The 16,553-nt window shown below is 71.6% G+C and carries 20 protein-coding genes and 1 pseudogene; 11 read left to right on the plus strand and 10 right to left on the minus strand.

Annotation, left to right across the window (positions count from 1 at the left end; all coding sequences use genetic code 11):
- Window positions 1-32 precede the first annotated feature (32 nt).
- Window positions 33-443 (plus strand): Fur family transcriptional regulator, encoded by a 411-nt coding sequence (locus ACIRVK_RS14510; protein ID WP_404246749.1) that lies wholly within the window; start codon window positions 33-35, stop codon window positions 441-443.
- Window positions 444-453: 10 nt separating this feature from the next.
- Here the strand turns inward: ACIRVK_RS14510 and ACIRVK_RS14515 are convergent, their stop codons facing one another.
- Genes ACIRVK_RS14515 through ACIRVK_RS14525 form a run of 3 tightly spaced genes read right to left on the minus strand, consistent with a single transcriptional unit; the run spans window position 454 to window position 2,345 of the window.
- Window positions 454-1,302: an isoprenyl transferase gene (locus ACIRVK_RS14515; RefSeq protein ID WP_404246751.1), complete on the minus strand. Its 849-nt coding sequence runs from the start codon at window positions 1,300-1,302 to the stop codon at window positions 454-456.
- A gap of 17 nt (window positions 1,303-1,319) precedes the next feature.
- Window positions 1,320-2,066, minus strand: a complete 747-nt coding sequence (recO, locus tag ACIRVK_RS14520) for a DNA repair protein RecO (RefSeq protein ID WP_404246753.1) — start codon at window positions 2,064-2,066, stop codon at window positions 1,320-1,322.
- Between the two features lie 45 nt (window positions 2,067-2,111).
- Window positions 2,112-2,345, minus strand: a complete 234-nt coding sequence (locus tag ACIRVK_RS14525; protein WP_404246755.1) for a hypothetical protein — start codon at window positions 2,343-2,345, stop codon at window positions 2,112-2,114.
- A gap of 181 nt (window positions 2,346-2,526) precedes the next feature.
- Between ACIRVK_RS14525 and ACIRVK_RS14530 the strand changes: the two genes are divergently transcribed.
- Window positions 2,527-3,360: a Scr1 family TA system antitoxin-like transcriptional regulator gene (locus tag ACIRVK_RS14530; RefSeq protein WP_404247112.1), complete on the plus strand. Its 834-nt coding sequence runs from the start codon at window positions 2,527-2,529 to the stop codon at window positions 3,358-3,360.
- Complete coding sequence (locus ACIRVK_RS14535; protein ID WP_404246757.1) at window positions 3,342-3,614, plus strand: DUF397 domain-containing protein; 273 nt, start codon at window positions 3,342-3,344, stop codon at window positions 3,612-3,614. The genes ACIRVK_RS14530 and ACIRVK_RS14535 overlap by 19 nt, the downstream gene beginning before the upstream one ends.
- Before the next feature lie 116 nt (window positions 3,615-3,730).
- Here the strand turns inward: ACIRVK_RS14535 and ACIRVK_RS14540 are convergent, their stop codons facing one another.
- Window positions 3,731-4,120: a hypothetical protein gene (locus ACIRVK_RS14540; protein ID WP_404246759.1), complete on the minus strand. Its 390-nt coding sequence runs from the start codon at window positions 4,118-4,120 to the stop codon at window positions 3,731-3,733.
- A 395-nt stretch (window positions 4,121-4,515) separates the two neighbouring features.
- On the opposite strand from ACIRVK_RS14540, the gene ACIRVK_RS14545 reads away from it, so the two are divergent.
- The 3 genes and pseudogenes from ACIRVK_RS14545 (at window position 4,516) to ACIRVK_RS14555 (ending at window position 5,916) form a co-directional block, all read left to right on the plus strand.
- Window positions 4,516-4,737, plus strand: coding sequence for a hypothetical protein (locus ACIRVK_RS14545; protein ID WP_404246761.1), 222 nt, complete (start codon window positions 4,516-4,518; stop codon window positions 4,735-4,737).
- 50 nt (window positions 4,738-4,787) lie between these two features.
- Window positions 4,788-5,178: pseudogene (locus ACIRVK_RS14550) on the plus strand (hypothetical protein); the annotation flags it as partial.
- 501 nt (window positions 5,179-5,679) lie between these two features.
- Complete coding sequence (locus ACIRVK_RS14555) at window positions 5,680-5,916, plus strand: WD40 repeat domain-containing protein (RefSeq protein ID WP_404247114.1); 237 nt, start codon at window positions 5,680-5,682, stop codon at window positions 5,914-5,916.
- Here ACIRVK_RS14555 and ACIRVK_RS14560 read toward each other — a convergent pair.
- Both ACIRVK_RS14560 and ACIRVK_RS14565 read right to left on the minus strand, forming a co-directional pair.
- A complete protein-coding gene (locus ACIRVK_RS14560) occupies window positions 5,879-6,541 on the minus strand; it encodes a response regulator (RefSeq protein ID WP_404246763.1) in 663 nt (220 codons plus the stop codon). The genes ACIRVK_RS14555 and ACIRVK_RS14560 overlap by 38 nt on opposite strands.
- Entirely contained in the window at window positions 6,538-7,740 is a 1,203-nt protein-coding gene (locus ACIRVK_RS14565; RefSeq protein ID WP_404246764.1) for a sensor histidine kinase, read from the minus strand. Before ACIRVK_RS14565 ends, ACIRVK_RS14560 begins: the two co-directional genes overlap by 4 nt.
- A 133-nt stretch (window positions 7,741-7,873) precedes the next feature.
- Between ACIRVK_RS14565 and ACIRVK_RS14570 the strand changes: the two genes are divergently transcribed.
- The 3 genes from ACIRVK_RS14570 to ACIRVK_RS14580 all read left to right on the plus strand — a co-directional run bounded on the left by ACIRVK_RS14570 (window position 7,874) and on the right by ACIRVK_RS14580 (window position 11,186).
- Complete coding sequence (locus ACIRVK_RS14570) at window positions 7,874-8,788, plus strand: ABC transporter ATP-binding protein (protein WP_404246766.1); 915 nt, start codon at window positions 7,874-7,876, stop codon at window positions 8,786-8,788.
- Window positions 8,785-9,615 carry an ABC transporter permease gene (locus tag ACIRVK_RS14575; RefSeq protein ID WP_404246768.1) on the plus strand — a complete coding sequence of 277 codons (831 nt, stop codon included), beginning with the start codon at window positions 8,785-8,787 and terminating at the stop codon, window positions 9,613-9,615. Before ACIRVK_RS14570 ends, ACIRVK_RS14575 begins: the two co-directional genes overlap by 4 nt.
- 92 nt (window positions 9,616-9,707) lie before the next feature.
- Window positions 9,708-11,186, plus strand: coding sequence for an alpha/beta hydrolase (locus tag ACIRVK_RS14580; protein ID WP_404246770.1), 1,479 nt, complete (start codon window positions 9,708-9,710; stop codon window positions 11,184-11,186).
- On the opposite strand, the gene ACIRVK_RS14585 is transcribed toward ACIRVK_RS14580, so the two are convergent.
- Window positions 11,162-12,286, minus strand: coding sequence for an abortive phage infection protein (locus ACIRVK_RS14585; protein WP_404246772.1), 1,125 nt, complete (start codon window positions 12,284-12,286; stop codon window positions 11,162-11,164). The two genes, ACIRVK_RS14580 and ACIRVK_RS14585, sit on opposite strands and share 25 nt — an antisense overlap.
- Before the next feature lie 176 nt (window positions 12,287-12,462).
- Here ACIRVK_RS14585 and ACIRVK_RS14590 point away from each other — a divergent pair, with 176 nt between their 5' ends.
- A complete protein-coding gene (locus tag ACIRVK_RS14590; RefSeq protein WP_404246774.1) occupies window positions 12,463-12,951 on the plus strand; it encodes a GNAT family N-acetyltransferase in 489 nt (162 codons plus the stop codon).
- On the opposite strand, the gene ACIRVK_RS14595 is transcribed toward ACIRVK_RS14590, so the two are convergent.
- Window positions 12,903-13,388, minus strand: a complete 486-nt coding sequence (locus tag ACIRVK_RS14595) for a protein phosphatase (protein WP_404246776.1) — start codon at window positions 13,386-13,388, stop codon at window positions 12,903-12,905. The two genes, ACIRVK_RS14590 and ACIRVK_RS14595, sit on opposite strands and share 49 nt — an antisense overlap.
- A gap of 100 nt (window positions 13,389-13,488) precedes the next feature.
- On the opposite strand from ACIRVK_RS14595, the gene ACIRVK_RS14600 reads away from it, so the two are divergent.
- Window positions 13,489-14,415 (plus strand): dihydrodipicolinate synthase family protein, encoded by a 927-nt coding sequence (locus ACIRVK_RS14600; RefSeq protein WP_404246777.1) that lies wholly within the window; start codon window positions 13,489-13,491, stop codon window positions 14,413-14,415.
- Here the strand turns inward: ACIRVK_RS14600 and ACIRVK_RS14605 are convergent.
- Together ACIRVK_RS14605 and ACIRVK_RS14610 are read right to left on the minus strand one after the other, a co-directional pair.
- Window positions 14,412-15,596, minus strand: coding sequence for an exo-alpha-sialidase (locus ACIRVK_RS14605; RefSeq protein ID WP_404246778.1), 1,185 nt, complete (start codon window positions 15,594-15,596; stop codon window positions 14,412-14,414). The genes ACIRVK_RS14600 and ACIRVK_RS14605 overlap by 4 nt on opposite strands.
- 106 nt (window positions 15,597-15,702) lie before the next feature.
- Window positions 15,703-16,398, minus strand: coding sequence for a TerB family tellurite resistance protein (locus tag ACIRVK_RS14610; RefSeq protein WP_404246779.1), 696 nt, complete (start codon window positions 16,396-16,398; stop codon window positions 15,703-15,705).
- Window positions 16,399-16,553 lie beyond the last annotated feature (155 nt).

Consider the following 16,553-nt stretch of genomic DNA (forward strand, 5'->3'; position numbering starts at 1 on the left):
GCGCAGACGTGACCTTCTGGAAGGAGCAACCGGTGACGACCGCTGGACCGCCCGTGAAGGGCCGTTCCACCCGGCAGCGGGCCGCCGTGGCGGCAGCCCTCGACGAGGTCGATGAGTTCCGCAGCGCGCAGGACCTTCACGACATGCTCAAGCACAAGGGCGACTCGGTCGGCCTCACCACGGTCTACCGCACCCTCCAGTCCCTCGCCGACGCCGGCGAGGTCGACGTCCTGCGCACCTCCGACGGCGAGTCCGTCTACCGCCGCTGCTCCACCGGCGAACACCATCACCACCTCGTCTGCCGGGTCTGCGGCAAGGCCGTGGAGGTGGAGGGGCCCGCGGTCGAGAAGTGGGCGGAGGCGATCGCCGCCGAGCACGGCTACGTCAACGTGGCACACACGGTGGAGATCTTCGGCACCTGCGCGGACTGCGCCGCAGGCTGAGCCGGGCCGTTCAGGCGGTGTCGTCGCCCTTCATCGCCGCCTCCATCTCCAGCAGCTTCTCGTTCGGCACCGCCCCGCCGAAGCGGCGGTCGCGGGAGGCGTACTCGACGCAGGCCCGCCACAGGTCACGGCGGTCGAAGTCCGGCCACAGGACGTCCTGGAAGACCATCTCGGCGTAGGCGCTCTGCCACAGCAGGTAGTTGGAGGTGCGCTGCTCGCCGCTGGGCCGCAGGAACAGGTCCACGTCCGGCATGTCCGGGTAGTACAGGTACTTCGCGAGGGTCTTCTCGTTGACCTTCGACGGGTCGAGGCGGCCGGCCCGCACGTCCTCCGCCAGTGCCTGCGCAGCGTCGGCGATCTCCGCGCGACCGCCGTAGTTCATGCAGAAGTACAGGGTCAGCAGGTCGTTGTCCTTGGTCTGCTCCTGGGCGATCTGGAGCTCCTTGGCGACCGACTTCCACAGCTTGGGCATCCGGCCCACCCAGCGCACCCGGACGCCGAGTTCGTCGAGCGTGTCACGGCTCTTGCGGATGAAGTCGCGGTTGAAGTTCATCAGGAAGCGGACCTCGTCGGGCGAGCGCTTCCAGTTCTCCGTGGAGAAGGCGTACAGGGAGATGCTGCCGACGCCCATCTCGATCGCGCCCTGCAGGACGTCGACCACGCGCTCGGCACCGACCTTGTGCCCCTCCGTGCGGGGCAGCCCGCGCTGCTTGGCCCAGCGGCCGTTCCCGTCCATGACGATGGCCACATGGTTAGGGACCAGCTCGCCCGGCAGCTTCGGCGCGCGGGCGCCCGACGGGTGCGGCTCCGGTGCCCGGTACTCGCGGCGCTGGCGTCCCAGGATCCCGCGTACGACCATGTGCTTCTCGTCTCCCTCTACTTTTCCACGTACCTGAGCGAGCGCAGGCCGCGTTCCAGATGCCAGTGGAGATAGGCGGACACCAGCCCGCTCCCCTCCCGGACGTACCGCGGCTCGCACGCGTCCGCCGTCTCCCAGTCTCCCGTAAGCAGCGCGCCGAGGAGTTCCAGGGTCTGCGGAGACGGTACGACACTTCCCGCCACCCGGCAGTCGACGCAGACCGAGCCGCCGGAGGCGACCGAGAAGAACCGGTTCGGCCCGGGCATCCCGCACCGGGCGCAGTCGCCGAAGCTGGGCGCGTAGCCGTTGACGGCGAGGGAGCGCAGCAGGAAGGCGTCCAGGACGAGGTGCGGGGCGTGCTCGCCGTTGGCCAGCGTCCGCAGGGCACCGACCAGCAGCAGGTACTGCTGGACGGCCGGCTCGCCCTCGTGGTCCGTGAACCGCTCGGCGGTCTCCAGCATGGCGGTGCCGGCGGTGTAGCGGGCGTAGTCGGTCACGATCCCGCCGCCGTACGGGGCGATGGTCTCGCTCTGCGTGCACAGCGGCAGCCCGCGCCCCACCAGCTCGCTCCCGCGCGCGAAGAACTGCACGTCGACATGGGAGAACGGCTCCAGCCGCGCCCCGAACTTCGACTTGGTCCGCCGCACCCCTCGAGCCACGGCACGCACCCGCCCGTGTCCGCGGGTGAGCAGCGTGATGATGCGGTCCGCCTCGCCGAGCTTCTGCGTCCGCAGCACGACGCCGTCATCCCGGAACAGGCTCATCGCGCGCCTCCGCTATACCCCGGTCCGGGCAGCGTCCGGTCCGCCTCACCCGGCCTCCGGGTGCGCAGCACGGTGCCGTCGTCGCGGAACAGACTCATGGCTCCCATTCTCGCCTACCGCGGGTGCCTCCCGTACAGCCCCCGGATCGGCGTCCCACTCCTTGCCGCCGCCGAAGGGTCTCAGCTGGACGTACGGCCCCTCGTGCCCCATGACGATCCCGGCCTTTCCGGTCCGCGTGTCCACGACATGGCTGCCGACAGGGGGCTTGGGGGATTTCATTTCCTCTCCTTAACGACCGTAACGAAAACGACCCACAATTCCGAGTGGCGCGTCCCGCGCGCCTCCAGCGTGCCCTCCCTTTTCGGGTTTCACCCTTTTCCTCGCACAGCTTGCACCGCTCGCCCTACACTCGGCAGGAGTCTGTGCTCTACAAGTTCGAGGCAGCACAAGGGGGTTGGCCATGGCCAACGGTTCACGACAGGCGGCCTGGGAATTCTTCGGCGCGGAGCTGCGACGACACCGGGAGGACGCCGGGCTCAGGCAGGCGGAGTTGAGGGCCCGCGTCTTCGTGTCCGGCGCCTATATCGGGCAGTTCGAGCAGGCGATTCGAAAACCCCAGCTCGATATCTCCCAACGCATCGACCAGATCCTTCAAACCGACGGTATTTTCGAGCGCCTGTGCCGAAAACTCATCAACGACAAGCGGTACGCGGATTACTTCGCGAGGGTCCTCGAGTTCGAGCGGACGGCCACGAAGATCTGCGAGTTCGCGCCCACCGTGGTGCCAGGGCTGCTGCAGACGGCCCCGTACGCCGGGGCGATCACCGTCGCGGCCAACCCGTTCGTCACGGACGAGTACGTCGAGGAGAAGGTCACAGCCCGACTAGAACGCGCGCGGATCCTCAAGGACACTACAAGGCCCGAGTATTGGGTGACCTTGCATGAGAACGCACTGCGCATTCCGGTGGGCGGTCCGGCCGCCATGGCGGAGCAACTGGATCACATCGCGGGGCTGATGCGGGACCGCACGGTGTGGGTGACCGTGCTTCCGTACGCGGCCGGGGCCCATGCCTCCATGGCCGGGTCCGTGAAGCTCATGGAGTTCGAGGACGCACCGCCGATCGCCTATACAGAGACGGCGTTTTCGGGAACGCTGGTCGACGATCCGGCCGTGGTGAAGCGGGCACAGCGCGCATACGATCTGCTCAGGGTCGCCGCGTTGTCGCCGGAGGCGTCCCTGGCCCTGATCGAGTCGGCGGCGGAGGACTTCAGACGATGCGCGAGTACGACCTGACCAACGCCCGCTGGCAGAAGAGCAGCCACAGCAACGGCGAGGGCGGCAGCTGCGTCGAGGTCGCGTACGCCTTCCCCGGCGCCGCCCGCTGGCGCAAGAGCACCTACAGCAACGGCGAAGGCGGCGACTGCGTCGAGGTCGCCGACGGAGTCCCCGGCGTCGTTCCCGTCCGGGACAGCAAAGTGCCGGACGGGCCGGTGCTGGTGGTGGAGGCGGGGGCCTGGGCGGAGTTCGTGCGCGGTTGCACGCGCTGATTCCTCACCGCGGCTCCTGGCGGAACCGGGCGAGAACGCGCAGCGGTCCGGGCCGCCGGCCGCTCCCCTCGCGCCGGCCGGCAGCCCGGACCGTCAGATTGACGGCAGTGGGCGACTCAGTACTCGTCGCCGCACTGCGAAACGCCCTGGTCCAGATTGACCACGCAGACCCAGGTGCGGTACCCGGGGCCGTCCCAGTAGAAGTTGGTGGACAGGGTGCCGGCGCCGTCCTGGTAACGCTCGTCGTCGAACCCGTCTGACGCCTTGGGGCCGGTCCGCACGTAGTCCATCCGGCAGTTGGCGCCCCAGGACTCGAGCATCGCCTGGGTCTGCTGGTAGTAGCCGCCGGACGCGGAGGTCCAGTCGGCGCCGTTCATCCAGGCCTTGCAGCCGGACACCTGCGCCACATACCTGTCGCCGAGGTAGGTGCCGGATGCCTGGGCGGCGGGGGCCGTGACGGTGAGCCCGCCGACGGCCACCGCGGCGGTTCCCGCGAACAAGGCCATACGTCGGCTGACGCGGGCCCCCGTCCTTGTGTTCGGTCGCATGGTTTGCCTTTCGATTGGCTGGGCGCCGCCTGACGGGGCGGCACGTCATCGATTCCAGCGGGCGGCACATTGAATGGACAGCAGGTCGCACCGGCCTGATCAATGGCCTTGTCGCAGATCACGGGTGCGGCACGGTGCACTGACCGAAGTTCATGCCCCTTGTTTGCCCTTCTGCCGCGAGCGCGCGTACCTCCTGCGGCCACCGCGTCCACGGGGGAAGCGGGTCGGGGAGGTGGACGTTGATGGCAGGGCGTCCGGAGAGTCAACTGGATCCGAGCGCGGGGCCGGTTACGCGGTTCGCCGCCGAGTTACGCAAACTGCGGGGGGAGGCGGGCAGCCCGACCTATCGGGTGATGGCGGAGAGTACGGGGCAGGGCGCGAGCACCCTGTCGCAAGCAGCTGCCGGGGAGCGGTTGCCGACCCTTCCTGTGGTGCTGGCGTACGTGCGAGCGTGCGGCGGCGACCCGGAGGAGTGGGAGGAGCGGTGGCGTGAGGCGGCCGCGGAGGCGGCGGCAGCCTCGCACACCGAGGAGGGGAACGCCGAGGCCCCGTACCGGGGACTGGCCGTGCCCTGACCGCGCGTATCCTCGACGAAGTCGGAGGCGAACCGGGCGCCCTGCCGCTCATGTCACACGCGCTGCTGGAGACTTGGCGCCGCCGCAGGGGCCGCACGCTGACCATCCAGGCCTACGAGGCGACGGGTGGTCTCGACGGTGCCATCGCCCGCACCGCCGAAGACGTTCACGCTCAGCTGACCCACTCGCAGGCCGACGTCGCCCGACGCGTCCTGCTGCGCCTCATCACCCCCGGGCGAGGCGACCCCGGACACCCGACGGCCCACTCCCCGCTCGGAGCTCGACTTCGGTGATCCCGACGACACGGTGAAGGTCCTCGAACTCCTCGCCCGCGCCCGTCTGCTGACCATCGAACACGACACCGTCGACCTGGCCCACGAAGCTCTCATCACCGCCTGGCCCCGGCTGCGGCAGTGGATCGACGACGCGCGTGAGCGGCTGCGCCTGCACCGCCAACTCACCGACGCGGCACAGACCTGGGACCGCCTGGACCGAGACCCCGGCGCGCTGTATCGCGGCACACGGCTCAGTGCGGCCGAGGAGACCTTTCTCCGTGCGGACGTCAAAGGTGAACTCACACCGGTGGAACGGGACTTCCTCAGCTGCAGTCTGGGGGCACGTCGGCGTGAGGACGATGCGAACAGCCGTACCGCCCGACGCCTGCGGCAGTTCACCGCGGCCCTGTCGATCCTGCTCGTGCTGTCGCTGGCCGCGGGAGTGACCGCGTGGCAGCAGTCACGGGCCAGCGAGCGACAGCGGCGACAGGCGGTCGCCGCCCAGCACAGGGCCCTTTCCCGCCAGCTTGCCGCCCAGTCCTCCGACCTCCTGGACGTCGATTCCGACCTGGCTGCGCTCCTGGCGGTGCAGGCCTACCGGACCAGTCCGACCGAAGAGGCCACCGCCAGCCTGTTCGCCGCCGCTCTCCCGCTCGGGCACCGCCTGATGGGGGACACGACCCCCGTGGAGTCGCTGGCGTTCAGCCCGGACGGCCGCACGCTCGCCAGCGGCGGGCAGGACGGGACGATCCGGCTGTGGAACGTCTTCCTTCCCGACCCGCGCGCCGCCATCAGGAGGATCCAGCGGGCCGTCCACCGGACCCTCACTCCGTGGGAGCGCTCTACCTACCTGAGGGACCAGTCGCCTACGTCACCGCCACCAGCCTCGCCTCGTAAGCGATGATCACCAGCTGGACGCGGTCCCTCGCGTTCAGCTTGGTCAGGAGGCGGGTGAGGTAGGTCTTCGCCGTGGCCACGCTGATGCACAGCTCGGCGGCTATCTCCGTGTTGGACAGACCGGAGCCGACCAGGGTGAGGACCTCGCGTTCGCGGTCGGTGATGCCGGTCAGCTCCCGGCGTGCGAGGACCGGTTCGGGACGGGCCGCGAAGTCGTGGATCAGGCGGCGCGTCACGCTGGGCGCGATCAGCGCGTCGCCGGACGCCACCACCCGTACCGCGCCGATGATGTCGTCCAGCGCCATGTCCTTGACCAGGAAGCCGGACGCGCCGGCCCGCAGGGCGCCGTACACGTGATCGTCGTCGTCGAAGGTCGTCAGGACGAGCACCTTGGCCTCGGAGCCGGCCGCGGTGATGTGGCGGGTGGCCTCGATGCCGTCCATGCCCGGCATGCGGAGGTCCATCACGACGACGTCCGGGGCGAGTTCGGCCGTCAGCCGGACGGCTTCCGCGCCGGTCGCCGCCTCGCCGACCACCTCGATGTCCTCGAGTTCGCCCATCACCATGCTCAGCGCGGTACGGATCAGTTCCTGGTCGTCCGCCAGGACGACCCGTACCGGGTCGGGCGTCATCGCGCACCCGCCGGTACGGGCAGCCGGGCAGCGACCCGGAAGCCGCCCTCGGGGCGGGGCGCCGCCGTGAACTCGCCGTGCAGCAGGGCGACGCGTTCGCGCATGCCGGCGAGGCCGAAGCCGGTGTCGGGGGTGCTGTGGCCCGGGCCCTGGCCGTCGTCGGTGATCTCGAGGGCGAGTTCGTCGGCGCCGTAGTGCAAGGTGACATGGCACCGGGGTGTCCTCGCATGCCGGACCACGTTCGTCACCGACTCCTGGATGATCCGGAACGCCGACAGGTCGATGTCGGAGGGCAGGCGCCGGGGCTCCCCCACCCGCCGTACCTCCACCCGTACGCCCGCCGCGGTTGTCGTGGCCGCGAGCCGGTCGACGTCGTCCAGGCCAGCCGGGGCCGCCTCGCCGCCGTCCGTGCCGTCGTCGGCCGCCCGCAGCGCGACCAGCATGCGGCGCAGGCCGGCCAGGGTCTCGCGGCCCTCGTTCTCGACCGCCCGCATGGCCGCGAGGGCCGCCTCGGGGCGGGTCTTCGCCACCCGGGTCGCGGCGCCTGCCTGGAGGGCGATGATTCCGATGCTGTGGGCGACGGTGTCGTGCATCTCGCGGGCTATGCGCAGCCGTTCGGCGGTCACCGCCCGCTCCGCGTGCTCGGCGCTGAGGCGCTGCGCGTGCATCCGGGACTGGTGGCTGGAGTTGCCGAGCAGCCAGGCGATGACGGTGACGAGGGCGACGGCCAGTTCCGGTCCGGTACCGGCGACCCAGCCGCGCAGCATCCGCGCACACACGTAGACGACCAGCGTGCCGACCGCCAGCGCCAGGGCGATCAGCGCGGTGCGCCGGGGGTGGGCGGCGGCGACGAAGTACAGCGCGACGATGGTGGTGAGGTACTGCGCCATGGGGAGCTGGCCCACGCCGAGGGTGATCGTCTCGACGACCGCGGCGAGGATCGTCCACGTCAGCGCCCTCACCGGCCTGCGCTGCAGCAGCCTGCCGCCCCGGAACGCCATCGCGGTGGACAGCGCCAGGAACAGCATCCCGTCCCAGCGGTACAGCTGGACCGCCGGCCACTGGCTCGGCTCCAGTTCGCCGGGCAGCCGGAACGTCGTCAGCAGCGTGAACAGCGTGCTCGTACACCACACGAGCGCTGTCCAGTCGCCCGGCGACACACGCTTGAGCAGGGGCTGCGGAGGCGGGATCGCGGACATGCCGTGATCGTAAGGGGCCCTTCCCGGCCCGGTCATCGGACCGGGGACGTACAACCACGGTCGACAGCCGGGCCGTTGGAGTGTCAGCACCCGCCCGATGCCCCGGACCGCCCGCCCGCGCGACCGTGTCCACATGATCGAAGTCGAGCAGCTCACCAAACGGTACGGCCCCACGACGGCCGTACGCGACCTGTCCTTCACCGTCCGCCCCGGCCATGTCACCGGCTTCCTCGGCCCGAACGGCGCGGGCAAGACCACGACCCTGCGGATGCTGCTGGGGCTGGTCGAGCCGACGTCCGGTACGGCGACGATCAGCGGCCACTCCTTCCGCCGCCACCCACGCGGCCTGCACCACGTCGGCGCCCTCCTGGACGCGCAGGACGTGCACGGCGGCCGCAGCGCCCGGGCGCATCTGCACGCGCTGGCCCGCAGCAACCGGATCCCACGCCGCCGGGTCGACGAGGTGCTCGCCGAGGTCGGCCTCACCGAAACGGCGGCCCGGCGTCGGGTCGGCGCGTTCTCGCTCGGCATGAGGCAGCGGCTGGGCATCGCGGCGGCCCTGCTCGGCGACCCACCGGTGCTGATCTTCGACGAGCCGCTCAACGGCCTCGATCCGGAGGGGGTGTTGTGGGTGCGGGAGCTGTTCCGCCGCCTCGCCCGCGAAGGCCGTACCGTCTTCGTCTCCAGTCACCTCATGTCCGAGATGGAGCACACCGCCGACGAACTGGTCGTCATCGGCCGGGGCGAGCTGATCGCCGCCGAGAGCCTGACCGAGTTCGCGGCGCGCGGGACGGCGCCGACCGTGACGGTACGCACGCCCGACGCCGGCCCCCTGGCGGCCGTACTGGAGGCGGAGGGCGCGGTGGTGACGCCGTACGACGTGGAGACGCTGCGGGTCAGCGGGGCGAGTGCGGGGCGGGTGGGCGAGGTCGCCCACGAACACCGCTTCCTGCTCTGGGAGTTGTCGACTTCGGCCGCCTCCCTGGAGACGGCCTTCATGGAACTGACCGCCGACAGCGTCGAATACCTGGCCGGAGACCCCCGATGACCACGCTCGCCCTGCCCGCCGCCCGCTTCAGCGACCTGCTGGCCGCGGAATGGCTCAAACTCCGTTCTCTGCGCTCCACTTACTGGGCCCTCGGGGCCGGCGCCCTGGTCCTGATCGCCTTCAACGCGAACGCGGCCCGCGCGGACTACGTCAACTATCCGCATTACGGCGGCCCGATCCACCGCGACTTCGTCTACTGGGCGCTGCGTGACGCCTTCACCGAGGGCGCCGCCCTGATGATGGTGCTGGCGTGCGCGAGCATCGGGGCGATCACGGTCGTGGGTGAGTACGCGACGGGCCTGATCCGCACGACCTTCGCCGCCGTCCCGGACCGGCGGGCGCTGATGGCGGCGAAGGTGGTCGTGGTGACGGCGGTGATGACGCTGTACGGCGCGCTGGTCGCCGGTGTCTCCTTCGCCGCGTCCCAGGCGATTCTCGACGGCCGAGGCGTCGGCGTGTCGATCGGGTACCCCGGCGCCTGGCGGGTGGTCGCCGCCTCGGCGCTGCTGGCCCCGGTGAGCGCACTGGTCGGCATGGGCGTGGGAGCGCTGATCCGGCACAGCGCGACGACGATGGTCCTGACGACGCTCGTGCTGCTCCTGCTGCCGTCCTTCGTCACCGAGACCTACCACTGGACGGCCTGCGTCCGGAACGCCTTGCCCTTCAACGCGTGGGTGCGGCTCGTCGACATCGGATACGGCACCCATCCCTTCACCCTGGTCTCCAAGTACCCGACGACCGCGGGGGGCGCGTGGGTGGTGTTCGGGGCGTGGGCGGCGGTGAGCGCGGTGATCGCCGTGGTGGCCGTCGACCGGCGGGACGTATGAGGAACCCGTGGCCAGGGGTGGGGTAAACCCCCTGCTGGACAAGGCTGTTGACCGGATGGGAGGGGCGGCGCGGATCCGCCAGGCTCATGGCCATGACGAAGAGCATCCGTACCGCCTCCCTGATCGCCGCCACCGCCGTCGTCCTCGGTCTCGTCGCGCCGGTGACCGCGTCCGCACGCCCCGAGGGGTCGCTGCACTGGACCAAGTGCGAGGGCGCGGGCCTCGATCCGCGTCAGGAGTGCGCGACCCTCGCCGTGCCGATGGACTACGCCCACCCCGACGGCCGGCGGATCGACCTCGCCGTCTCCCGCATCCCGGCCGAGAAGCCGTCCGCCCGCCGGGGCTCCCTCCTGCTCATCCCCGGTGGACCGGGCGGCTCCAGCCTCGACGACCCTTCTGGGAAGGGGCAGAAGCTGCCGCGAGCCGTGCGGGACCGCTACGACCTGATCGGCTTCGCGCCGCGCGGCAACGCGCCGTCCACCGCCGTCAGTTGCGGTCTCAGCCATGCCGACCTCGCCGTGACGGCGCTGCGGCCCTGGCCGGCCGCCGACGGATCGATCACCGGGAACCTGGCCACCGCCCGGCGCATGGCGGACGCCTGCGCGCACAACGGCGGTGCGTTGATACGGCACATCAGCACCGTCGACAACGCCCGGGACATCGACCGGATCCGCGTCGCGCTCGGCGAACGCAGGCTGTCCGCCTGGGGCGTCTCGTACGGGACGTACATCGCCGCCGTGTACGCCCAGCTCTTCCCGCAGCGCACCGACCGCGTCGTGCTCGACAGCAGCGGCAACCCGGACCCCGTCCGGGCAGAACGCGCCTGGCTGCAGGCGTACGAAGTCGGCGTCGAGGACAACTTCCCCGTGTTCGCCAAGTGGGCGTCCGCGCCCGGCAATCCGTACCGGCTCGCCGACACGGCCGCCGAGGTGCGCCCGCTGTTCCTCCGGCTCGCCGCCCGTCTGGACCGCGAGCCGATTCCCTGGCCCGGCGCCAACCCGGAGGAGCTGAACGGCAACGTCCTGCGCCAGGCCCTGCTGAACAGCTTCTACGACCCCGACGACTACGCCTCGCTCGCCCGGCTGATCCTGGCCGCGCGCCAGGGCACGGTCCCGCCCGCGCCACAGTCTCCCCCTCAGCAGGCGCTGCAGAACCTGACCGCGGTCGCCGTCGGCACCATCTGCAACGACGTCGCCTGGCCCCGGTCGGCCGCCGTGTACCGGAAGGCCGTCGAGGAGAGCCGCGCCAAGTACCCGTTGACCGCGGGCATGCCCCGTAACGCGATGGTGTGCTCCGCCTGGCCGTGGCAGCCGAAGCAGGCACCGGTGCGGATCACCGACCGGGGGCCGGCCGGCCGGATCATGCTCGTCCAGAACGAACGGGATGTGGCCACTCCGCTGAGCGGCGCCCTGAAGATGCGCGCGGCCCTGGGGCGGCGGGCCGTCATGGTGACCGTGGACTCCACCGGCCACGAGGCCTACCTCGCCAACGGCAACGCCTGCGGCGACGAGACCGTCTCGCGGTTCCTGGCGACCGGCGAGCGGCCTCAGCGGGACGTGGTCTGCGAGTGAGCGCACCTGGCGTAGTGCCGGGCCAGGGCGTTGAACGCCTCCTTCGGTTCCCAGTGCCAGCCTGAGCGGGGGTCGTCGGGGCGGTCCTTGATGGTCTTGGTGATGCTGTAGCTGGCCAGGTCGAGGTCCTTGCGGGGGTCGTCGGTGCGGTGCGGGGCGTCCGGGGTGACGAACTCGAAGACCATCGCCGCGTACAGGTTCATCGACTCGAAGACCTCCAGGAGGTCGGTGAGGTAGGCGGCCTGGGTGTGTTCGCTGCGGACCAGGTGGCCCTTGATCTCGCCCTTGTCGTAGTCGACGACGTTCCAGCCCATGCCGGCCGTCCGGGGCGCTCCGACGTAGGCGCAGGTGCCGAACTCGGTGATGGCGAGGGGCTTGCCCCAGCGTTGGTAGCGCCTCAACTCGCCTGCGTAGTCGGGGTGGTGGCGGAAGTAGGAGTAGTAGTCGATGCCGACGATGTCGAAGAGCCGCCAGTCGACCTTGTCGTCCTGGGCGGCGGCGTAGCTCAGGTCGCCGTGGAAGACGGACCGGCCGACCGCCGCGGCCTTCGCGGTGAAGCGGTCGAGGCGGCGCTGCATCCGCACGGGGTCGAAGTCGCCGTTGAGAATGTTGTGCACCCGCTCCAGGACGGTCTCGCCCGGCACGATCCCGGGCACGAACAGCCAGAACTCGCAGCCCACGCTGAAGTCGACGCCCGCCCCCTGCCGCCGCAGCCGTTCCGCGAACCGGCCGCACTCCGCCATGTGCTCGAGGATGTCCCGCTCCGGGGCGTCGGCGAGCGTCGGCTGGAGCCATACGCGCAGCCCTCGTTCGGCGGCCTCGGCGGCGGTGGCGGTGAGGCGTTCGACGCCGTCACCGGTGACGTCGACGGTGTCGGCATGCAGTTCGTCGCGGATGGTCCGCAGGTCGTGCCGCATCCGGGTCGCGCTCCACGCCGTTCCCGGCGTCTCGCCCTCGCCGACGGTGTAGACGACGCCGTGGTGCCGCAGGCCCCGGTGCCGCTCGGTCCGCGCCGTGGCCGGTCCCGTCGCGAGGCCGACCGCGGCGGCCGCGGCGCCCGCGAGGAAACCGGCCCGGGTGATCCCCTTGGTCTTCTCCATGCCATCAGCCTGGCGTCACCAGGCTCGCTCCGGCGTCCGCCGAAGGTCTACGGCCCGGCGACCTAGGAATGACGTACGGCGTCCGTCACCGCACTGGCAATCGTCAGCCGTAAGATCGGAGACGAGGCCAACGTGTTCGTAGAGATCTACGCCACGGATCATCACCAGGGGGTGGGATGACTCCTCTGCCCACACATCGAGGTGAACAGCCCCCGCCGCCGCTGCACCTGAGGGGCGTCACGGAGGGGGACCTCGAGGCGCTGGCCCTTCTCGAGCGCGAGATCTTCCCGGAGGAGCCGTACCCCTACTTCGTGCTGCGCCAGATGTACGACTTGCACCCCGGCCATTTGCTCGTCCTGGACGACGGCACCGCCCTGAAGGGGTACGTGCTGGTCGCGACGCCCCCGGACGACGGGCCCAGCTGGGTGCTGGGGCTCGGCATCACGCGGGACGAGCGTGGGCGCGGTCACGGCCGGCGGCTGATGCGGGAGGCGCTGCGGCGGCTGCGGGCCGACGGGGTGCGCGAGGTGTGCCTCACCGTGGACCCCGCCAACCTCGCGGCGATCGTCCTGTACGAGTCGCTGGGCTTCACCGCCGACGAGGGCGTCCGCAAGGACTACTTCGGTCCGGGCGCGGACCGCCTCGTCATGCGCCGCTCGCTGTGAGCTGCGCCCGCGAAGTCCCGCACGTACCGCTTCTGCCACGGCGTCTCCACCGCCCGCGGGTGGTAGTGCCGCCGCACGAATTCCACCGCCTCCTCGCCCGGCACCCCGTCCAGCACGGCCAGACACGCCAGCGCCGTCCCCGTGCGTCCCCGCCCGCCCCCGCAGGCGACCTCGACCCGCTCGTCCGCGGCCCGTTCCCAGGCCCCGGTGAGCGCGGCGCGGGCGGCGGCACGGTCGGCGGGAAGCCGGAAGTCGGGCCAGCGGATCCAGGTGAACTCCCAGGAGACGGGCGGGGGTTGCCTGCCCAGGAGGTAGAGGGCGTACGAGGGTGCGGGTGCCCGCGGCGGGAGCGGCCGCCGTAGGCCGCGGCCCCGGATCAGGCGACCCGACGGCAGCCGGAGCACGCCGGGGTCCACGGGGTTCCAGGTGTCCGTCATCGCGTCAGGTTACGGTCACCGGCCGCGCACCCACCATCCTGGAGAGGAGTCCGGATTCACCACGCGACCTCGCACCGCGGAACCACCCCAGGGAGCCCTGATGACCTTCCTCGCCCCGTTGACCGGAGTCGTTCCGCCCGTCTGCACGCCCCTGACACCGGACCGCGAGGTGGACGTGCCCTCGCTGCTCAGGCTGGTGGACCATCTGGTGGGGGCCGGGGTGGACGCGCTGTTCGTCCTCGGCTCCTCCTCGGAGGCGGCGTACCTGCGGGACCGGCAGCGGCGACTGGTCGTGGAGTCGGTCGTGGACCACGTGGGCGGCCGGCTCCCCGTCCTGGCCGGGGCGATCGACATGACGACACCCCGGGTCCTGGACCACGTGGCGGCGGTGACCTCGGCCGGCGCGGACGCGGTGGTCGTGACGGCCCCCTTCTACGCCCGCACCCACCCCGCCGAGATCGCCCGCCACTTCCGCCTGGTCGCCCAGGCGTCCCCGGTGCCGGTCCTCGCCTACGACATCCCTGTGGCCGTCCACACCAAGCTCCCCGCCGGCCTCGTCCTCGAACTGGCCGCCGAGGGCACGATCGCCGGGCTCAAGGACTCCAGCGGCGACCTGGCCGCCTTCCGCGAGGTCGTCACCGGTGCCCGCGCCCTGCCCGGCTTCAGCGCGCTGACGGGCTCGGAACTGCTCGTCGACGCCGCGCTCGCCCTGGGCGCCGACGGGGCGGTGCCCGGTCTCGCCAACGTCGACCCGCACGGCTACGTCCGTCTCGACCGCCTCTTCCGGGCCGGCGACCTGGACGGGGCCCGCGCCGAACAGGAACGCCTGTGCGCCCTCTTCGGCCTGGTCGGCGTGGGCGACCCGGCCCGCATGGGCGCGGGCTCGTCGGCCCTCGGCGCCTTCAAGGCGGCCCTGCACCTGCGCGGCGTCATCGATTGCCCCGCGACGGCGGAACCCCAGGTACCGCTGTCACCGCGGGAGGTGGAACGGATCGCCGAGTACCTCGCCGCCGCGGGTCTCGGCTAGAGGGCGTCGATCGGCAGTCGGCGGAACTCGATGGTGTCGTACGGCCCTCTCCTCCCCGTCTCGTAGAGGAGGCCGACCGTGGTGCCGTCCACCTGGGTGAGGTCGGAGTAGGCGGCCGGCCGGTCGGAGAGGGTCAGGGACTTCCTGAAGGTCGCTCCGGCGTCCGCGCTGCTCCAGATCGCCATCGAGCGGCGGGCCGTGCGGACGGACGGGGCGGAGAAGAGCAACGGGGCCCGTGGGCCGGCGAGCTGGAGGACACTGCCCTCGACGACCGGGACGTCGTCGAGGGTGGGCTGCTGGGCGTAGGGGCGGTCCAGGCTGCGGCCGCCGTCGCGGGAGTAGGTGTCCAGCCGGTGGCCGGACTCCCTGCCGTTTTGGTTGCGAGAGCTGAAGTACAGGCGTCCGTCGGGGAGTTGGGCGGCCGTGGACTCGTTGGGGTGGAGCACACCGTCGTAGGTGTCGTCCACGAACCCGAGCTGCCAGCTCGCGCCCCCGTCGTCGCAGTAGAGGGCGTGCGCGCCGCCGTACCTGGCCTCCGCGCCGGTGTCGGGGGAACCGGCGGGCGGGGTGCCGGAGAAGTCGGCGGAGACCACGAGGCGGCCGGCGTGCGGGCCCCGGGTCAGCGCGACGGCGTGCCCCGGTCCCGTCGCGTACCACCGCCAGTCCGGCCGTTTGACCTCCGCCGTGATCTCGCGGGGCGCCGAGAAGCCGCGTCCGTCGTCCCGGCTGTACTGCACGAACACCCGTCGGCCCTGCTCCGCCGTCACCTCGCCCCGCAGGATCTGCGCCTGGGTCACGGCACCGCTGTTGTAGGACGTCACCAGCACGATCGCACCGGTGCGCGGATCGACCACCGGCGCCGGATTCCCCCGTGTGTCCCCCTCCCCCGCGGCCACCACCTGCAACGGGCCCCAGGTGCAGCCACCGTCCCCCGACCGCCGCAGGACGACGTCGATGGCCCCGGAGTCGGCGGCGCCCTGCCGCCGCCCCTCGGCGAAGGCCAGCACCGTGCCCCGCCGGGTCGTGACGACCGCCGGGATGCGGTAGGTGGCGTAGCCGCCCCGGCCGGAGACGTACGGGACGGAGGACGTGCAGGTGCGGGCGGTCGTGGCGGGCACGGTGGCCGTGGTGGTGGCGAGGAAGGAGAGGGTCACGAGGAGGGTGCGGCTCAGGGAGATCACGGGAGCAGGAGTTCCCCCGGTGACCGGGTCAGCGTCGAGGGCGTCGGCCGAACGGGTGCCCTCGCTCAGGCTCCCGGATCCACCGCCGCCCTGTCCGCGCCGCCGCTCAGGACGGTGTCCGTGCCGCCGCCAGCAGGCGGGTGACGTCGTCCGAGCAGATGGTCAGGGCCGCGCCCACCGTGGCCAGGGCGTCCCGCTCGGCCGGGGTGTAGGGACCGTCGGCCAGGGCGATGCGGGCGGCCTGGAGGAGGATCGATTCGCGGCCGACCGGGGCGAGATGCGGGGCGAGGGGGTCCAGTGCCTCGTGCAGCTCGATGGCCAGACCCGCGCCGCCCGGGTCGCCGTAGACCCGGCCGGTGTCCGCGGCCAGGGCGTCGACCAGCGCGCTGAGCTGCTCCTCCGTGCAGTCGTCGAAGCCGGCGGCGCGCACGGTGGCCGCGGCGGTCTCCAGTGTCGTACGGGCGCAGGTGCCGCCCGCCGCGAGGACCGCGAGGGCGACGGTGTGGACGGCGTCGCGGAGCATCGCGGAGAAGCGGGTGGTGGTGGGGTGGTCCAGGGCGTCGGTGCCGAAGTGGCGGCGACAGGCGGCGCACTCGACGACCGGGCCGGTCTCGCCGCGCGGCAGGACCGGGACGCCGAGGAGGGTGAAGCGGCGGCGGCCGGTGAGCCGCTGGTAGTTGCGGTCGCCTCCGCAGCCGGGGCAGAAGAACTCGCCGTCCCCGACGGGCGTCCACGCGGTGCGGGTGCCCAGGAGGCGCGCAGGCCTGGCGGCTCGGCCGTTTCGTCCCCGTACTGGCAGCACGTCGCACCTCCTTGACACCGCGGCTTCATCGCAGCGGTGTCGTGATGTTAGCCACATCAGCCAGGCGCAGTCAGCACCCCGGAAGAGACCTTTCCGTGACCTCCACGAACAGATGGCCGAAAAGGGACGGGGCCCTGATCACCGTATACCGAGAT

Source organism: Streptomyces sp. NPDC101152, from assembly GCF_044768275.1.
In the GTDB taxonomy this organism is placed as follows: Bacteria; Actinomycetota; Actinomycetes; order Streptomycetales; family Streptomycetaceae; genus Streptomyces.

Coding starts and splice junctions, on each gene's coding strand:
- ACIRVK_RS14515 (WP_404246751.1), bottom strand. CDS start 1,302: ATGGTCGTACGCGGGATCCTGGGACGCCAGCGCCGCGAGTACCGGGCA.
- recO (WP_404246753.1), bottom strand. CDS start 2,066: ATGAGCCTGTTCCGGGATGACGGCGTCGTGCTGCGGACGCAGAAGCTC.
- ACIRVK_RS14525 (WP_404246755.1), bottom strand. CDS start 2,345: ATGAAATCCCCCAAGCCCCCTGTCGGCAGCCATGTCGTGGACACGCGG.
- ACIRVK_RS14530 (WP_404247112.1), top strand. CDS start 2,527: ATGGCCAACGGTTCACGACAGGCGGCCTGGGAATTCTTCGGCGCGGAG.
- ACIRVK_RS14535 (WP_404246757.1), top strand. CDS start 3,342: ATGCGCGAGTACGACCTGACCAACGCCCGCTGGCAGAAGAGCAGCCAC.
- ACIRVK_RS14540 (WP_404246759.1), bottom strand. CDS start 4,120: ATGGCCTTGTTCGCGGGAACCGCCGCGGTGGCCGTCGGCGGGCTCACC.
- ACIRVK_RS14545 (WP_404246761.1), top strand. CDS start 4,516: ATGGCGGAGAGTACGGGGCAGGGCGCGAGCACCCTGTCGCAAGCAGCT.
- ACIRVK_RS14555 (WP_404247114.1), top strand. CDS start 5,680: ATGGGGGACACGACCCCCGTGGAGTCGCTGGCGTTCAGCCCGGACGGC.
- ACIRVK_RS14560 (WP_404246763.1), bottom strand. CDS start 6,541: ATGACGCCCGACCCGGTACGGGTCGTCCTGGCGGACGACCAGGAACTG.
- ACIRVK_RS14565 (WP_404246764.1), bottom strand. CDS start 7,740: ATGTCCGCGATCCCGCCTCCGCAGCCCCTGCTCAAGCGTGTGTCGCCG.
- ACIRVK_RS14570 (WP_404246766.1), top strand. CDS start 7,874: ATGATCGAAGTCGAGCAGCTCACCAAACGGTACGGCCCCACGACGGCC.
- ACIRVK_RS14575 (WP_404246768.1), top strand. CDS start 8,785: ATGACCACGCTCGCCCTGCCCGCCGCCCGCTTCAGCGACCTGCTGGCC.
- ACIRVK_RS14580 (WP_404246770.1), top strand. CDS start 9,708: ATGACGAAGAGCATCCGTACCGCCTCCCTGATCGCCGCCACCGCCGTC.
- ACIRVK_RS14585 (WP_404246772.1), bottom strand. CDS start 12,286: ATGGAGAAGACCAAGGGGATCACCCGGGCCGGTTTCCTCGCGGGCGCC.
- ACIRVK_RS14590 (WP_404246774.1), top strand. CDS start 12,463: ATGACTCCTCTGCCCACACATCGAGGTGAACAGCCCCCGCCGCCGCTG.
- ACIRVK_RS14595 (WP_404246776.1), bottom strand. CDS start 13,388: ATGACGGACACCTGGAACCCCGTGGACCCCGGCGTGCTCCGGCTGCCG.
- ACIRVK_RS14600 (WP_404246777.1), top strand. CDS start 13,489: ATGACCTTCCTCGCCCCGTTGACCGGAGTCGTTCCGCCCGTCTGCACG.